General features: G+C 61.8%; 13 protein-coding genes. 2 read left to right on the top strand and 11 right to left on the bottom strand.

Going from position 1 to position 14540, the window contains the following annotated elements; genetic code table 11:
* Positions 1-4: 4 nt before the first annotated feature.
* The 4 genes from oxyR to ABNP46_RS15630 all read right to left on the bottom strand — a co-directional run bounded on the left by oxyR (position 5) and on the right by ABNP46_RS15630 (position 4413).
* Positions 5-901: a DNA-binding transcriptional regulator OxyR gene (gene oxyR, locus ABNP46_RS15615; protein WP_349919038.1), complete on the bottom strand. Its 897-nt coding sequence runs from the start codon at positions 899-901 to the stop codon at positions 5-7.
* A gap of 135 nt (positions 902-1036) precedes the next feature.
* Positions 1037-2671, bottom strand: coding sequence for a methyl-accepting chemotaxis protein (locus ABNP46_RS15620; protein ID WP_349919040.1), 1635 nt, complete (start codon positions 2669-2671; stop codon positions 1037-1039).
* A 175-nt stretch (positions 2672-2846) separates the two neighbouring features.
* Positions 2847-3479: a DsbA family protein gene (locus ABNP46_RS15625; protein ID WP_349919041.1), complete on the bottom strand. Its 633-nt coding sequence runs from the start codon at positions 3477-3479 to the stop codon at positions 2847-2849.
* Between the two features lie 73 nt (positions 3480-3552).
* The gene (locus ABNP46_RS15630; protein ID WP_349919043.1) at positions 3553-4413 is read right to left on the bottom strand and encodes a Vmh family MBL fold metallo-hydrolase; all 861 of its coding nucleotides are present in this window, start codon (positions 4411-4413) and stop codon (positions 3553-3555) included.
* Between the two features lie 116 nt (positions 4414-4529).
* Here ABNP46_RS15630 and ABNP46_RS15635 point away from each other — a divergent pair, with 116 nt between their 5' ends.
* On the top strand, positions 4530-5435 hold the full coding sequence (locus ABNP46_RS15635; RefSeq protein WP_349919044.1) for a LysR family transcriptional regulator: 906 nt from the start codon (positions 4530-4532) through the stop codon (positions 5433-5435).
* Positions 5436-5492: 57 nt separating this feature from the next.
* Here ABNP46_RS15635 and ABNP46_RS15640 read toward each other — a convergent pair whose 3' ends face one another.
* The 6 genes from ABNP46_RS15640 to ABNP46_RS15665 all read right to left on the bottom strand — a co-directional run bounded on the left by ABNP46_RS15640 (position 5493) and on the right by ABNP46_RS15665 (position 12009).
* On the bottom strand, positions 5493-6275 hold the full coding sequence (locus ABNP46_RS15640) for a BPSS1780 family membrane protein (RefSeq protein WP_349919045.1): 783 nt from the start codon (positions 6273-6275) through the stop codon (positions 5493-5495).
* Positions 6276-6309: 34 nt separating this feature from the next.
* Positions 6310-7341, bottom strand: coding sequence for a fimbrial protein (locus tag ABNP46_RS15645; protein ID WP_349919047.1), 1032 nt, complete (start codon positions 7339-7341; stop codon positions 6310-6312).
* Positions 7334-8056, bottom strand: a complete 723-nt coding sequence (locus ABNP46_RS15650; RefSeq protein ID WP_349919048.1) for a fimbrial biogenesis chaperone — start codon at positions 8054-8056, stop codon at positions 7334-7336. The genes ABNP46_RS15645 and ABNP46_RS15650 overlap by 8 nt, the downstream gene beginning before the upstream one ends.
* Positions 8053-10521 (bottom strand): fimbria/pilus outer membrane usher protein, encoded by a 2469-nt coding sequence (locus tag ABNP46_RS15655; protein ID WP_349919049.1) that lies wholly within the window; start codon positions 10519-10521, stop codon positions 8053-8055. The genes ABNP46_RS15650 and ABNP46_RS15655 overlap by 4 nt, the downstream gene beginning before the upstream one ends.
* A gap of 191 nt (positions 10522-10712) precedes the next feature.
* Positions 10713-11453, bottom strand: coding sequence for a fimbria/pilus periplasmic chaperone (locus ABNP46_RS15660; RefSeq protein WP_349919050.1), 741 nt, complete (start codon positions 11451-11453; stop codon positions 10713-10715).
* Positions 11454-11463: 10 nt separating this feature from the next.
* Entirely contained in the window at positions 11464-12009 is a 546-nt protein-coding gene (locus ABNP46_RS15665) for a fimbrial protein (RefSeq protein WP_349919052.1), read from the bottom strand.
* A 252-nt stretch (positions 12010-12261) separates the two neighbouring features.
* Between ABNP46_RS15665 and ABNP46_RS15670 the strand changes: the two genes are divergently transcribed.
* Positions 12262-13089, top strand: a complete 828-nt coding sequence (locus tag ABNP46_RS15670; protein WP_349919053.1) for a peptidoglycan DD-metalloendopeptidase family protein — start codon at positions 12262-12264, stop codon at positions 13087-13089.
* Positions 13090-13160: 71 nt separating this feature from the next.
* Here the strand turns inward: ABNP46_RS15670 and ABNP46_RS15675 are convergent, their stop codons facing one another.
* The gene (locus ABNP46_RS15675) at positions 13161-14507 is read right to left on the bottom strand and encodes an MATE family efflux transporter (RefSeq protein ID WP_349919054.1); all 1347 of its coding nucleotides are present in this window, start codon (positions 14505-14507) and stop codon (positions 13161-13163) included.
* Between the last annotated feature and the right edge of the window lie 33 nt (positions 14508-14540).

A 14540-nucleotide genomic window follows, 5' to 3' on the forward strand; every position in this document is an offset into this window, starting at 1 on the left:
CACATCATGCCAACAATGATTTCATGAGCAGAGAGATACGCGACGCCAGCTCATTGAAACAAGGTCTTCTCACCGAATAATGGCGATAGAGCAGTGAGACCGTTCTCCCAGGAATGGGGTCGATCACCGGTCGGTAGCTGACGCCCCCTTCCTCCCGGTTGGCCGGCACAGCGAGACGGGGGATCAGGGTCAGGCCGCTGCCCGCCGCCACCATGTTGCGCAGGGTCTCGAGGCTGGTCCCCTTGAAGCGCTGATCTTCTCCAATACCGGCGGCAAAACAGAATCCCATGGCCTGATCCCGCAGGCAGTGACCATCTGCCAGCATCAGCAGCTTCTTGCCCTTGAGGTTGTGCAGCGGCACTGCCCTGGCCTGGGCCTCGGGGTGCTGCTGGGGCACCGCCAGCCACATGGGTTCCTGATAGAGCGGGATGGCACCAAAGCCATCCATGCCATCCAGTTCTGCCAATACCACGCAGTCGAGCTCCCCCTCCTCCAGCCGCTTCAGTAGCACCTGGGTCTGCTCCTCATAGAGGTAGAACTCCAGCTTGGGGAAGTGCTCCCGCAGATCCTGGATGATGTGGGGCAGCAGGTAGGGACCGACGGTCGGAATGAAGCCGATGTGGATCTCGCCGGACATGGGCTCGGCGAAGTGCTGGCCGATGCTTTTCAGCTCGCGCACCTCCTTGAGCACCTTGCGGGCCTGCTGGGCCATGGCGTCACCGGCCGGGGTGAACAGCACCTTGCGGGAGGTGCGTTCGATGAGGATGACCCCCAGCTCGTCTTCCAGCTTGCGCAGCTGACCGCTCAGAGTCGGCTGGCTGACGAAGCAGCGCTCCGCCGCCTTGCGAAAGTGCTTTTCCTCTTCCAGCGCTACCAGGTATTCGAGATCGCGAAGGTTCATACAACTGCATCCGGCCAAATCAATGAGTCCGCTAGCATGCCCAAGAACGGGTGATGGGACAAGGGAGAGAACACGGCGGGGAGTCCAGGCCTTACCCGGACTCCCCGTTTGGCAGGGAGAGAGAGATTGCGAGGATCAGACCTTGAAGCGCCGTACCATGCCGTGCAGCTGATCGGTCAGCTGATGGATGTCGTTGCTGGTACTGGCTATCCGGGCGGCGCCGGACACCACCACTTCCGAGGCCGAGCTGATGTTGACCACGTTGCGATTGAGCTCCTCGCCGACGGCCCCCTGCTCTTCGGTGGCGGTGGCGATCTGGATGTTCATGTGCGAAATGCTCTCCACCGAGTTGCTGATATCCGCGATCACCACACCGGCGCCGCGGGCGCTGTCCACGGTCGAGGCCATCAAGGACTGGCTCTGGAGCATAGTCGCCCCCGCCTGCGCTGCCCGTTGCTGCAACTCGGAGATGATGGCGTGGATCTGCTCGGTCGATTCCTGGGTCCGCATGGCCAGGGTGCGGACTTCATCCGCCACCACCGCAAACCCACGCCCCTGCTCACCGGCCCTGGCGGCTTCGATGGCGGCATTCAGGGCCAGCAAGTTGGTCTGATCGGCAATGCTGCGGATCACCTCCAGCACCATGCCGATATTGTGGCTGTCTTCCCCCAGCTGGGTGATGACCAGGGCCGTCTCCTCTATGGCCGTAGCCACCTGATCGACCTGCTCGATGGCGTCATTGACCGTGTTGGCCCCCTGATCCGCCATGTTGCTTGTCTGCGTCGCCGCATCGGCGGCATCGCTGGTATTGCGAGAGACCTCCTGCACCGTGGCCTGCATCTCGTGCATGGCGGTCGCCAGCTGATCCAGCTCGCTCTGCTGCTGACTCATGTTGGCCGCCGATGCCTGGGCCACCCTGTCAATTTCTTCGGTGGCGGCGCTCAGTTGCACGACAGAGCCCGAGACTTCGCTCACCAACTGGTGCAACTGGACCTGCATGTCGTCAAACCCCCGCGCCAGCTGCCCCAGCTCATCCTGGTTGAAGCTGCCAAGGGCAAGCCGGCTGGCCAGATCGCCACCGGACACCCGCCTGGTCTGGGCCAGCAACTGCAGTACGGGATTGCGGATCTGGCGGGTCAACCAGAGGGCCATGATGGAGACATAACAGACGGTGAAGATCACCACCAGCAGGTTCAAAAGCTTGGAGGACGCATACACGTCGGCGATGGAATCGGTCATCTGCTGAGCCGTCTTGCTGTTGATATCCCGCAGCAACAGCGCCTTGTGGCTGACACGCTCCAGCAGCGTCATGGTCTCTCCCTTGAGCAGGGCCATCACCTCTTCCCTGTGCCCGTCATTGAGCGCGGCAGCCAGCTTGTCATGGGAGATGAAGTACTGGGCGGCCGCCTCTTTGAGCGCCATGAATTCCGCCTTCTCCTCGCTGGAGGTGAAAGGCATAGACTCGTATGCTTCGGCACTTCGCTCAAATTCCTGCCGGGCGGCCTGATACCCCTGCTGATGGGACACCTGCTCCTGCGGCGATCCATTGGCGACTATCATGTTCAATTCTGCCCGTCTGGCATTGAGCAAGGCGGTCTCCATCTGGTTGGCCGCCTGCAGACTCGGGATCAGATTGCCTGTCACCAGCGTGCTATCGAGAAAGAGCCCCGACAGATTGTTGATGGAAGACCACCCGACGCCGATGACCAGCACCGCCAACATGGCAAATCCACCGCTTATTTTTTGACTGATTGTTATTTTTTTCAGCATTAATGTCCCCTTGGCAAACATGAACTGCTCTACGACTCCACGCAGAGAAAATCCTCAATAGTTGAGTAGTTTTACAATTGGCGGTCGTTTTTGCCTTGATCGGAGACATGAATCAATTAAAAGTAAAAAAGCATTTCATTTTAACTACCCATCTGACGGATGGCAGCAGATAACACTACCCCAGCAGGTGTCGAAGTCGGGTAATGAATCCCTCCGTATCCCCGAGCCAGGAGGAGATCTCCAGAGCCCGCAGCTTATCTGCGTGCTCCAGTCCCAGAGTCGGGTAGCCCTGGCCGCCGAGGCGACGCAGCCAGCCCTGGCTCTCGGTCAGGTGTTCGCTCAGGTTCACGTTCTGATAGGCCTGCTCGAACGCCGCAGTCGTGATCCCCTGCTCCTTCGCGAGTGCCGCCAGATGAGCAAGGGAACCCACCCATTGACCGTCGCGATAGTGGGACTGCTGGATGCGATGCAGCATTGCCAAGCCATCCCTCCCCAGGGCACTCACCGCCAGGATGGCGCGAATGGGGGGCTCGGAGTCGAGCAACAGGCCCTCGCTCAGCAACAGTTCATCGAAATAGCGCGGCCCAAACGGCTGGCCGGTCAGGGCCTGAATGCGCTCGTCGTGAGGCCGCACATAGTCGCACAGCGCCGCCCCCATGGGCTGACGGCGCTCGCCGAGCCAGAGGCCACCGGCATGGAGGGCAATCTGCAGACCCGGGATCCGGGCCGCAGCCTCGAGCAGGGGGGCGGCGCCATAACACCAGCCACAGAGGGGGTCGTAGACATAATGCAGGGTCATCTCGTTCATGGGCTCACTCCATAAAATCAAAAAACCGGGCAGTCACTGCCCGGCAAAAAACACAGGGAACAGACTCAGGCAATTACCACGTCATCTCTCCGGTCGCGACCTTGGCCCCAATCTCCACCCCGTCATCCATGGGCAATTCGGGGTAGGCCTGCTTCAACTCGGCCACCAGCTCGGCCGACCCTTTTGCCTTGGCCAGTGCCTGCTCGAAGCGCTGCACATAGTCGCGGGTAAAGGTCACGGCATCGACGCCCGCGGGCTCGGCTCCGAGGTAATGACCGGGCACGACGCGCTCGGGTTTGAGTGCCAGCATCTCGTTCAGCGTCTGCACCCACTGGGCTCGCGCCGCCTTGGTCTGGCTGTCGGCCATCCACACGTGCGTCCCGGCATAGACGGGCACACCGCCCAGGACCGTCTTGATGGAGGGCACCCACAGGTAGGCGCTCGGGGTATTCATGGCCTTGATCTCAATCGTCTTGCCTTCCAGGGTCAGTTGGGAGGAGGTCAACACCTCGGGCACGATCAGCTGCTTGGGCGCCTGCTCGGCCATGATGGGCCCCCAGTAGGCCAGCTTGGCATCCTTGGTCTTGTTGATGTGATCCACCACGTGCTGGCTGGCGAGGATCTTCACCTCGGGGAAAGCCGCCTTGATGGGTTCGAGCCCGAAGTAGTAGTCCGGATCCCCGCCGCTGATGTAGACGGTGGTCAGCTTCTTGCCGCTCTGCTTGATGAGATCCACCAGCGCCTTGCCATCGTTGACCCCGAATTGGGCATCGATGAGGATGGCCTCCTTGTCGCCGCTCACCAGCTCGGAGGAGACGGGGAAGATGGCCTTCTCGCCCGGATTGTAAACGGTCACGGTCAGGGGGCCTGCCAGGGCGGCGCCGCTGAGCAAGGTGGTAGCCAGGGTCAAGGTGCGCAGTACTGTGTTCATCAAAATGCCTCATTGGGTGTTTGTTCATCGAGTAGCTGTAGTTTATTTAAACCTTATCCGAGCAAATACCGCATAATGAGCGCATCACTGTTGCATGAATCGAACATATAGAGGCAGGAATGGATCGACTGACCGCGTTGCGGGTCTTCGTCTGCGTGGTGGAACAGGGCAGCCTGAGCGGCGCGGGTGAGCGGCTGGAGATGTCCCGCGCCATGGTCTCGCGCTATCTGGCGGAACTGGAGCAGTGGATGGGAGCGCGTTTGCTGCACCGAACCACCCGTCGTCTCAGCCTCACCGGGCCGGGGGAAGAGGCTCTGAATCGTGCCAGAGCCATGCTGGCGCTGGGGGAAGAGATGGAGCAGCTGGCCGTGCGCAGCGACGAGGCCCCCAAGGGACAGCTGCGCATCACCAGCAGCTACTCCATCTCGGATGCCCTGCTGGTGCGGGCCGCCAACGACTACCTGGCCCGCTACCCCGGCACGGCCATCGACATCCTGTTGCTGGACAGAACCGTCAACCTGGTGGAGGAGCGCATCGATCTCGCCGTGCGCATCACCAACGATCTGGATCCCAATCTGGTGGCGCGCCGCCTCGGCACTTGTCACTCCGTGGTCTGCGCCAGCCCGGCTTATCTGGCTCGTCACGGAACCCCGCAGCGGCTGCAGGATCTCGCCCTGCACAATTGCCTCACCTATACCTATTTCGGCAAGAGTCTGTGGGAGTTCGAGGGGGAAGATGGCCCGGCCTCGGTGCCGGTGAGCGGCAACCTCAGTGCCAACATCTCCAACCTGCTGCTGCAGGCGACCCTGGAGGGGGCCGGCATCAGCCTGCAGCCCCACTACTCGGTGCAAACCGCACTGGCAAGCGGCGCCCTGGTGCCTCTGCTCACCCAGTGGCAACCCAAGCGGCTCGGCGTCTATGGCATCTATGGCACCCGCAAGCAGATGTCTCCCCTGCTACGCAGCTTTCTCGATTTTCTGATCGAGCGCATGGCACAGGATCCCCTCTGGCAAGCCGGATCATGAGCAGCAAAACGGGGCCAGCGGGCCCCGTTTTCATGCATCCTGTCATCGGCTGCACGTTTATGCCTCGAAGCCAAACTCCCGGGTAACGGGCTCCTCTTCGGTGACTGCCTGCTCCTCCAGATAGATGTCTCTGTAGGCCACATAGATGGAGTAGTTGATGGCGGGCAGCACCACCAGCAGACCAACCAGGAAGAGCGCCGCGCCAAGCAGGAGCAACAGGGCGCCGATCAGCCCCCACCAGAGGAAGGGCCATAGGTTGCGCAGACAGCCCTTGAAGCTGAGCCTGGCCGCCTGCAGGACCCCGACGCCGTGGAAGAGAATAAGAGCCGGGGCGAAGGTGATGGCCATCAACATGGGGATCACCAGGGCCATCCCCAGCAGCAGACAAAGCAGGAAGCCTTGCGCCTGCCCCGGGGTCAGGGTCAGCGTTTCCGGATCCTGGGCCAGCAATCCGGTCAGATCCCAGAGGTGCAACAGCGCAAAGCAGATGAGCAGGATCAGGCCGAGCATGGCAAGCACCAGCAGCCCCCCCAGCACCAGGGGAGTCAAGCGATGGCGAAAACCGGTGAAGAAGTCCCCAAACTGGAGAGGGTGTCCCGCAAAGCCACGCCGGGCCACGGCGACCCAACCAGCGCCCCACACCATGTAGAGCAGCTGCGAGATGAGGCCACCCGCAGGGAGCTGCTCCAGTACCATCCCCACCACGAACCAGAGTACTATCATGGCCACGCTGGCCCCCATGCCCCGGTTGAAGATATCAAAGCCGGTGCGGATCCAGATCCAACCCCGCCCAATGGGGTGGCGCTTGGGTTCGCGTCGCAGGCTGGGTTCACTGTTCATCATCGACCTCGCAGAAGAAACAACGGAAAGTCCATCAGGGCACTGTCACCGTGACCATGATGGTACCGGTATAGGCGCCGGTACGTACCACCTGACCCGGCAACCGGGTCGGGTAGAGCCTCACCTTGTAATCGGTGTTATGGGTGGCTGCCGAATAGGGTACAGGGATAGCAGTGGCGAATGGAATAGGCGTCTGGCTGCTCTGCGCCAGCATGCCGACACCGACCCCCGCCAGACTGGTGGTAATGAAGCGGTTCTGGCTGGTAAGCGCCCCGCCGAAGCTGTAGTTGAGCGGCACCACGTAATCACTCGGGATCTGGCTGCAGGTGACACTCACATTGACGGTTCGGGGGGCATAGCCCTTCGGCACCTCCCCCTCGACGAAGGCGCTCTGGGTCACGGCGCCGAGATCGATGGGAATACTGGTGCCCGCCGGGAATTGGCAGGTCGGGGTCGAAGTGACGCTGATATTCATCGCCAGGGTGCTGAAGGCATTGGCCGGACTGGTATCCGGCGTGCTGGAGCGTCGCACGAACAGATAAGCGACGGTGCCATTGAAGGTCTGGGTCCCCGTGACCCCTTTAAGCAGCTTGAGGGTATAGCGCCCACCGCTGACCTGGATCCCCCCCAGCGCCAGATCGAGCACATTGAGCACGCACACGGTGAGCAGGCTGCTGGAGGTTGCACTGAAGGGCAGAGTCCGATAGCTACCCGCTGCGTTGAACTCCACCTTGAGGCCAAAATAATCATTGAGCTTGATGAGGGTTCCCAGGGGATCCGAGATGGTGGGCAGGCCAGTGGTAGCCTGATAGTTGACCGTCACCAATAATCCCAGCGAGATCCCGGTGCAGTTGCAGGCGGCCGTAGTGGTCGTTGAAAAAGTGGTGGCACTGCCAGTATCGCCGGGTTGATAAAGGGTATTGGTAGCTGTGATGGGGCCGGTTGCCACAAAGGGGCTGGTGCATTGACCGTCGACGGCCTGGGCCCCGGGTAACCATAACAAGCCAGCCAGCAGCAAGACTCCCCAGATGATGGGCCTCAGGCCATGTTTTCTCTGTTTAGTCATGGATGCCCCCCTTGCCTGGCACAAATCCCTGCTCATGGTAGGTGCCATCGTCGTCAATCCAGCGGACACGCCCCTTGATGGCAGTGCTTCCCACCAGGTGAACAGGAATTGTCAGCATACCGTATGGCGAGATGAGGCCAGCCTGCTGCCAACTCTGCCTGCGCGACCCTGCCTCGAGCCACACCTCGCTCAGGCTGATATAGAAAGGGCTCCCGTTGCGAACACTCAATCCATCGGCCTGCATCCGCCAGTCGAGCCGGGCAACGGCATCCGCCAGCGCCCCTTGCACGCCGGGGGGGCGGTAGAACAACTTGATCCGGGTACGATAGGCGAGCTGAATGCTGGCCTCCGAGAGGCTCGCCTTGGGCGGCAGCCCCAGCACATTGAGCCAGAACAGGGATTCCCTGTCCTGGGGCAAGTGCGTCAGATCATCGGCCCCCAGAATGCGCAGGCTCTGCCCCTTCTGCGGCCCCAGCCGCATCATGGGGGGGGCGACCAAAAAAGGAGTCGAAACCTCGGCCGGCCCCTGCTGTTCATCTCCCCCATCGACCCAGGCCTGCAACAGGCTGGGCTCGGTCCCGTCGTTGCGCACCAACAAGTTGGCTTCTCCCCCCTGATAGATAAGCCGGGTGCGGGTCAGGTTGAGTGCCGCCTCCCCTGCGTGTCCCCATAACAGGGCCACCAGACAGAGTGCTCCACGCAAACAGAGGGTCATGAGCCGCCCCCCGAGCCGATGCAGCGCGCCGCCACCTGCTGGTAGGGCACCGCCGGATCCGGCTTTGGCATCCGGTAGTCCAGCTTGCACTGCTGGTTCGACTCCCCTCCCCACTGGACATAAAGCGTTCCCTGCTCCCCGCGCGCGAAGACGAGCCCCCCCTGCCCCACCACGGCCACCGAACCGCCATCACCATCGACCACCTCGGCACCGAAGGGGGGACTTGTGCCATCCTGCAAGCGCACCTTGAGCAGCAACGGCTGACCGAGGTGGGTCTCATAGGCCAGCTTGACGATGGCACCGCGGCGAGGTGCCACCATCTGGGCGCTGCCCTCTATCTCTACGTCCAGCGGCAAGCCACTCGGATCCAGGCTGATCACATTGGTACGATAGGGGTTAAGCCCCGCCAGCACGGCGTAACCATCCCCATCGATCTCACTGCCCATGCCCTGGCTTATCTTGGCACCCTGAGCCCCTTTTGCTTCAACCAGTGCCATCGTCTCCCCCTGGCTCTGTCCCAGCACCCAGCCATTCTCATGCACCAGCAGGGTTCCCTTGGCCGAGGCCACATACTGGGAATACCCCTCTCCCTGGCTGGTGCTGAGGCCGAGCTGGGTCGCCGCCGCCTGATATTGCAGATTCGCACCATAGCCCTGATTGCCGGCCCCGTTGCCCTGGCCCTGGCTGCCGTAGACACCGTAGTAGAGGCGGCCATCCTGAGTGCCCCCGTTGAGATCCAGCCTGGCGCTGTAACCTTGCCCCTCCTGATAGGAAAGGGTACTGCTCAAACGGGGCGACCCCAGCCTGTTGCCGATGGGGACGCTGAGACTCAGCATGTATTGATCCCCCACCCCATCGTCCAGAGAGTGGCTGGCAGAAAGCGTCAGGTTGCCCCAGTCAAATCCCCGGCTATACCCGAGCTGGAAACTGCTGCTCTCGGTCTGTCCTCCCCAATAGTCACGGCGGATGCCATTGAAGTAGATATCCCCCCAGTCTCCAATCGGCTGATTGATGTTGAGCTGGAAGCGGTTGCGCTCCCGCTGCAACTGATCGAAGGTCTGTGACTGGGCCGCCGCCACATCGGCCAGATCCAGATACCCTTCGCTGGAGAAACGGTAGGCCGCCAGGGTGAAGTAGGTCTGGGTGATGTCCATCTGCTTGCTGTAGGTGAGCCGATAACTCTGGCCGGTGAGGGAGGAGGGTAGCCCCGAGTCGGCAGGCAGACTCCGCGCCCAGGAGCCGGTGACATCGAGCGCCAGGGCGCCAAAATCTGTCCCCATCGCCGCCCCTCCCAGCAGGGCGCCATAGTCTTCGGCGGCGATGGTGCCGCCATACAGGGTCAGGGTATTGGAGAAGCCGCGCCTGTAGGTGCCTTGCAGGAAATTCGGACCGTCAGGGCCGGCATCGTTGCGATAGCGCCCGAGTGTCAGACTGAAACGGGAGCTGTCGTCACGCAGCATCTGCACCACGGAGGAGAACGGCAAGGTGAAGCTGCGTGAACTGCCATCCGCCTCCGTGATGGTGACGTCCAGATCCCCGGCGAAGCTGGTGGCATAGAGATCGTCGATGGCGAAAGCTCCGGGGGCAACCTGGGTCTCATAGATGAGGGTACTGCCCTGGCGGATGCTGACCCTGGCATTGCTCTGGGCCACCCCGCGCACCACGGGGGCAAAGCCCCGTTCGAAATCCGGCAGCATGGCGTCATCGCTGGCCAGTTGCACACCGGTAAAAGGCACGCTGTCAAAGCTGTCCCCAGGGGTAAAATACTCCCCCAGCGTGAGCTGGGCGGTTTGGGCGGTGACATCCCGCTGGGCATAGCTGTTGAGCACCTGATAACTCCTCCCGTCACTGCCTTGCCAGGAACCGTTGTGACGCAGTCGCCATGACCCCAGGTTGATGCCAGCATTGAGATTGACGCTGTTGCTGAATCCCTCGTCCCCCCCCGCCTGCTCGCTGTAGTAAACGTTGGCGTTGTAGCCGATAAACGCCGCGTTGATCCCCTGAACCCACTGCTCCGGCCCGACATAATCACGCCTGACTCGACCAAGGTACGCCTGGGGCAGGCTGAGCGTCCCGCTCAAACTCGCCAGTTCGAAACTGAAGCTGGCCCCCGGCACCAGTTGTTCCGCCCTGATGCAGTCACTTTGCAACTGCTGCTTCACCGAAGCCTGGTTTGGCAGCTTGTCCACCAGCAGCCCCCACTGCTTGAGCTGATCCTGCTTGAAGCAAAACAGGGGGATCTTGGGATCCGGCCCTGCCCGCACCTCTACCTGCTGGCTCAGGGAGACCTTGCCATTGAGGGTGATGTCGAGCTGATAAAGACCAGGAGGAATGAAGTCGGCGCGTGTGAAGCGGGCGAGATCGATGTTGACCCCCAGACTATCGAGCAGACGGCTGTCGAACTCCACGTCATAGGCAGGCGCTGTGGCCTGGGTATCAGTCAGGGGAACCGCCGTTTGCGCCATGACAACGGATCCCCAGAAACATGGCAGCCACCAGCATCCCATGGCGACTTTCAGTCCCTTCACAACGGGTCGCTTGCTCAAGACGGTGGAGTCTGGGGGTATACTGGCAATCATGACGCTCCCCCCTCATCACCGACAGAAGTTCCAGACGGGAAGGAGCCACCCGGTTGCGTTCCCATCATGATTAGGGATCAGTTGAAGACGAATTGACCCACCTCCCGGGCACCATAGTCATTGAGCCAATAGAAGGTCACCGCCTTGGCATGAGCCTGGTTTGGCAGCCTGTCCACGGGGAAATCGAAATACCCCCCTGGCGCCACCATGCCACCGCTCTGATTGCTGTACTGTCTGGCCTCGGCCGTCTGCAGATCCAGGTTGCTGATGCTGACATGGTAGAGACTGGGATTGCTGGCGCGCAGGGCATAACCCTGCCCCAGCTTGACGAGGCGCCAGGTCAACTGCTGGGCGGAACGTTCCACATTGCCAGCCAGTCCCTCCGGTCGGTAGAACAGTTTGATGCGCGAGCGAAAGGCGAGTTTGACCTGATTATTGTCAGCCCCGGTAGACTTGGCGCTGGGAGGCACCTCCAGCACATTCAGCCAGAACACCGACTCCCTGTCCTTCGGCAACCCCTGCCCGACATACGCAAGGCGCAGGGATTGGCCACGTAAGGCCTCGATACGGGTGATGGGTGGGGTAACAAGGAAGGGAACCGCATCGGCACCAGGGCGGATAGAACGATCGCCTGCATCGATCCAGACTTGCACCAGTGATGGCAAGTTGCCCTTGTTGAGCAGCTCCAGCGTCACTTCCCGAGCGGCGGCCGGATAGATGACCCGGGAACCGGAGATCTGGACATAGCCCCAGGCTTGCCAGGGCAGCAGCAGCCCCCCTAGCAAGGCCGCATGTTTCACCCAATCAGGCAGCCTCATGGGACGAGTCTCAGTGATAGTCGAGGGAGTAGATGAGATCCGATGAGACCAGACCGGCAACCACGGCGCCGGTCGCCACATACTGGGCGCTGTAATAGAGGGTTGCCGTGCCGGTGCCGCTGAAATTGACCAGCGAGTTGTTGGTGTTGGTGCGAAGATCGATGGGACTGCTGTTGGCAGAGAGGATCTGTACCTCCACATTCTGGGCCGGGTTCTTGCCACCGGCGGCCACGGCTTTGTTGGTCAGATTGCCCGTGGCCTGGGCCACACCGACATTCTCGAAGTAGGCCCGCACCGATCCCGTCACCGGGCAGCCGGTAAGCGCCAGATTGAAGCCCGTCGCCCCGGCGGTCTGGCCAATGCTGGTCAGGGCGTTGGTACTCACCGTGGGCAGGGTCACAATGGCCGATGCGTTGCCGCCATTGACGGCGATGGCGCAGGTGCCAGCGGTCACTTCGCCGTTGATGGTAATGGTGCCATTGAAGGCGTCAGCGGGCAGGGAGAGCAGCCCGCCCACGGCGAGTGCAAGTATCGTAAAGCGAGCGTTAGTCTTCATCACAACCTCCATTCATCTGGATGTCGCTGGCGACTGCCGTTTCCCCTGCCAGTGCGGTTTTCCATGTCATCATGGGTGTCATTCAAACACCAATCATTAGTGACTCATTAGTAAATAGCACAAGATTCCACAGCCTGCCCGAAGCAAGGCCACATCTTTATCCGGCGTCATTGTCCAGAGCGACGGACAGCCCGGCGGGAATGTGGCATCATTTTCCCCTCCGATTTCATCCGTCTTTTCCATGGAGCCCTCATGCGCCGCCTCTTGTTCCTTGTCCTGCTGCTCGGCAGCACCCAGCTCTATGCCGAGCCCGGCTTCATCACTCGCCTGCTCAACCATCCCGTTCCTGGTGGCGTGGCCGTGGTGCCGCTGGGTGAGGGAGAAAAGGCGCCCGGCGTCCGCTATCAGGACAAACCCGTGCTGGTGGTGCGAGAAGAGGGGCGCCGCTGGATAGCCATCGTCGGCATCCCTCTCAAGGGTGCCACCGGTGCCCAGCAATTGACCCTGAGTGATGGCCGCACGCTCGGCTTCACGGTGGGTACCAAGCACTACCGGGAACAGCACATCAAGCTGAAGAACACGCGCCAGGTCAACCCGCTGGCCGAAGACATGGCGCGCATCAACCGGGAACTGGCGGAACAGACCAAGGCCTATCAGACCTTCAGCCCGGTCCAGCCCAGCAACCTGATGTTCGACAAACCGGTCAACGGCCCCCTCTCCAGCCCCTTCGGCCTGCGCCGTTTCTTCAATGGTGAGGAACGCAACCCTCACTCGGGCCTCGACTTCGCCGTCGGCGCCGGTACCCCCATCAAGTCTCCGGCGGCAGGCCGGGTGATCCTGATTGGCGACTACTTCTTCAACGGCAAGACCGTGTTCGTCGATCATGGCCAGGGGCTCATCAGCATGTTCTGCCACATGTCCAAGGTGGACGTGAAGCTGGGGCAGAGCCTACCCCGGGGCGGCATCGTCGGCCGGGTCGGGGCCACCGGCCGCGCCACCGGGCCTCACATGCACTGGAACGTCAGCCTGAACGACACTCGCGTCGATCCCGCCATCTTCATCGGCGCCTTCAAGCCCTGAGGGCCATCAAAAACAGAAGAGGCAGCCCCAGGCTGCCTCTTCTGTTCTGGCGATAGACTCGCTCGCTCCGATCACTCCCCTCTGGGCAGGCCCGCATGCAGAGCCGCCTCCTTGTTCATGGCCCGCCACATCAGCAAGGCCAGCACTGTGCTGCAGGTCGGCAACGCCAGCCAGACCCCGGCAACTCCCCACAGCGAGGAGAAGCCCCACAAGAAGCCGCCGATCAACACCAGCTTGCCGCCGGTGAGCAGGGAGGCGATCCTGGCCCGGTTGATGGCCTGGAAGTAGACGGCCCCCACCAGCAACAAGCCCTCCATGGGCAATCCCCAGAAGTAGAGCCAGATGCCGAGGGTGGCCACCGGCAACAGGGCCGCATTGTCTCCCGCAAACAGATAAACCACTGCCTCAGGCCAGATATACAGCGGGATCATGCCACAGAGTGCTACCACCACAGTCACTCCCAGTGCCAGATTGCGTACCCGCAGCACCCGCTGCCAGTGGCCGGCCCCCGCATTGAAGCTGGCGATGGGCTGGATGCCCATGGCGATCCCCTCGAAGATGAGATAGAAGAAGGCCTCGCTGTAGCTGAGCACCCCGTACGCCGCCACGTGCAGCGAGCTGCCCACCGCCAGCAACGCCTTGTTGTGCAGTGCCAGCACCACGGAGAGATAGAGATACATCAGGAAGCTCGACACCCCGAGTCGCAGGGTTTCCCCCATCAGCCGCCAATCCGGTATCAGCGTGTCCCAGCGGATGCGCAGTTGGCTGCGAGGGGTGAAGAAGTGCCACAGACAGAGGCCGCCGGTGACCGCCTGAGAGAGCATGGTGGCGATGGCTGCCCCCGCCAGCCCCCAGGGGATCACCGCCATCAACAGGTAGTCGAGCAGCACGTTGAGCACGCCGCCCCCCACCAGGATCCAGGTGGTGAGTCCGGGGCGACCGTCGTTGCGCAGCAAGGCACTGAACGCCATGGAGAGCACGGCGAAGACCCCGAGCCAGGCGTACCACTTCAGATAGGCGAGGCCGGCCTCGAAGATGACCCCCTCAGCCCCCATCCAGGCCAGCATGGCGCCGCCATAGCGAATGCCGACAAAGGTGAGCAGAGCCGAGGCGATGAGCACCATCACCAGCGCATTGCCTACGATATGGCGAGCCCTGGCTTGCTCCCCCTTGCCCAGATAGAAGGAGGCCAGGGAGGAAGAGCCCATGCCAATCAGCGCTCCCACCGCATAGAGCACGGCGCAGATGGGGTAGGCCAGCATCATGCCCGCCAGGCCATCCTGCCCCAGGATATGACCGATGAAGATGCCATCTATGGTGACATAGATGCCGGTGACCAGCATGGCCGCCACCGTCGGCGTGACGTAGCGAAGGAAAAGACGGGAAAGGGGCGCCGTGCCCAGATCAAGGGTGGACATTCAGATGCTCAGCAACAGGGGGAAACGCGCAGG

The organism is Aeromonas veronii (assembly GCF_040215105.1).
Classification (GTDB): domain Bacteria; phylum Pseudomonadota; class Gammaproteobacteria; order Enterobacterales; family Aeromonadaceae; genus Aeromonas; species Aeromonas veronii_G.

Excerpts from the sequence above, each read along its gene's own strand:
- ABNP46_RS15655 (WP_349919049.1), bottom strand. The coding sequence starts at position 10,521 with ATGGCGCAAACGGCGGTTCCCCTGACTGATACCCAGGCCACAGCGCCT.
- ABNP46_RS15640 (WP_349919045.1), bottom strand. The coding sequence starts at position 6,275 with ATGAACAGTGAACCCAGCCTGCGACGCGAACCCAAGCGCCACCCCATT.
- oxyR (WP_349919038.1), bottom strand. The coding sequence starts at position 901 with ATGAACCTTCGCGATCTCGAATACCTGGTAGCGCTGGAAGAGGAAAAG.
- ABNP46_RS15650 (WP_349919048.1), bottom strand. The coding sequence starts at position 8,056 with ATGACCCTCTGTTTGCGTGGAGCACTCTGTCTGGTGGCCCTGTTATGG.
- ABNP46_RS15625 (WP_349919041.1), bottom strand. The coding sequence starts at position 3,479 with ATGAACGAGATGACCCTGCATTATGTCTACGACCCCCTCTGTGGCTGG.
- ABNP46_RS15665 (WP_349919052.1), bottom strand. The coding sequence starts at position 12,009 with ATGAAGACTAACGCTCGCTTTACGATACTTGCACTCGCCGTGGGCGGG.
- ABNP46_RS15660 (WP_349919050.1), bottom strand. The coding sequence starts at position 11,453 with ATGAGGCTGCCTGATTGGGTGAAACATGCGGCCTTGCTAGGGGGGCTG.
- ABNP46_RS15670 (WP_349919053.1), top strand. The coding sequence starts at position 12,262 with ATGCGCCGCCTCTTGTTCCTTGTCCTGCTGCTCGGCAGCACCCAGCTC.
- ABNP46_RS15675 (WP_349919054.1), bottom strand. The coding sequence starts at position 14,507 with ATGTCCACCCTTGATCTGGGCACGGCGCCCCTTTCCCGTCTTTTCCTT.
- ABNP46_RS15635 (WP_349919044.1), top strand. The coding sequence starts at position 4,530 with ATGGATCGACTGACCGCGTTGCGGGTCTTCGTCTGCGTGGTGGAACAG.
- ABNP46_RS15645 (WP_349919047.1), bottom strand. The coding sequence starts at position 7,341 with ATGACTAAACAGAGAAAACATGGCCTGAGGCCCATCATCTGGGGAGTC.
- ABNP46_RS15620 (WP_349919040.1), bottom strand. The coding sequence starts at position 2,671 with ATGCTGAAAAAAATAACAATCAGTCAAAAAATAAGCGGTGGATTTGCC.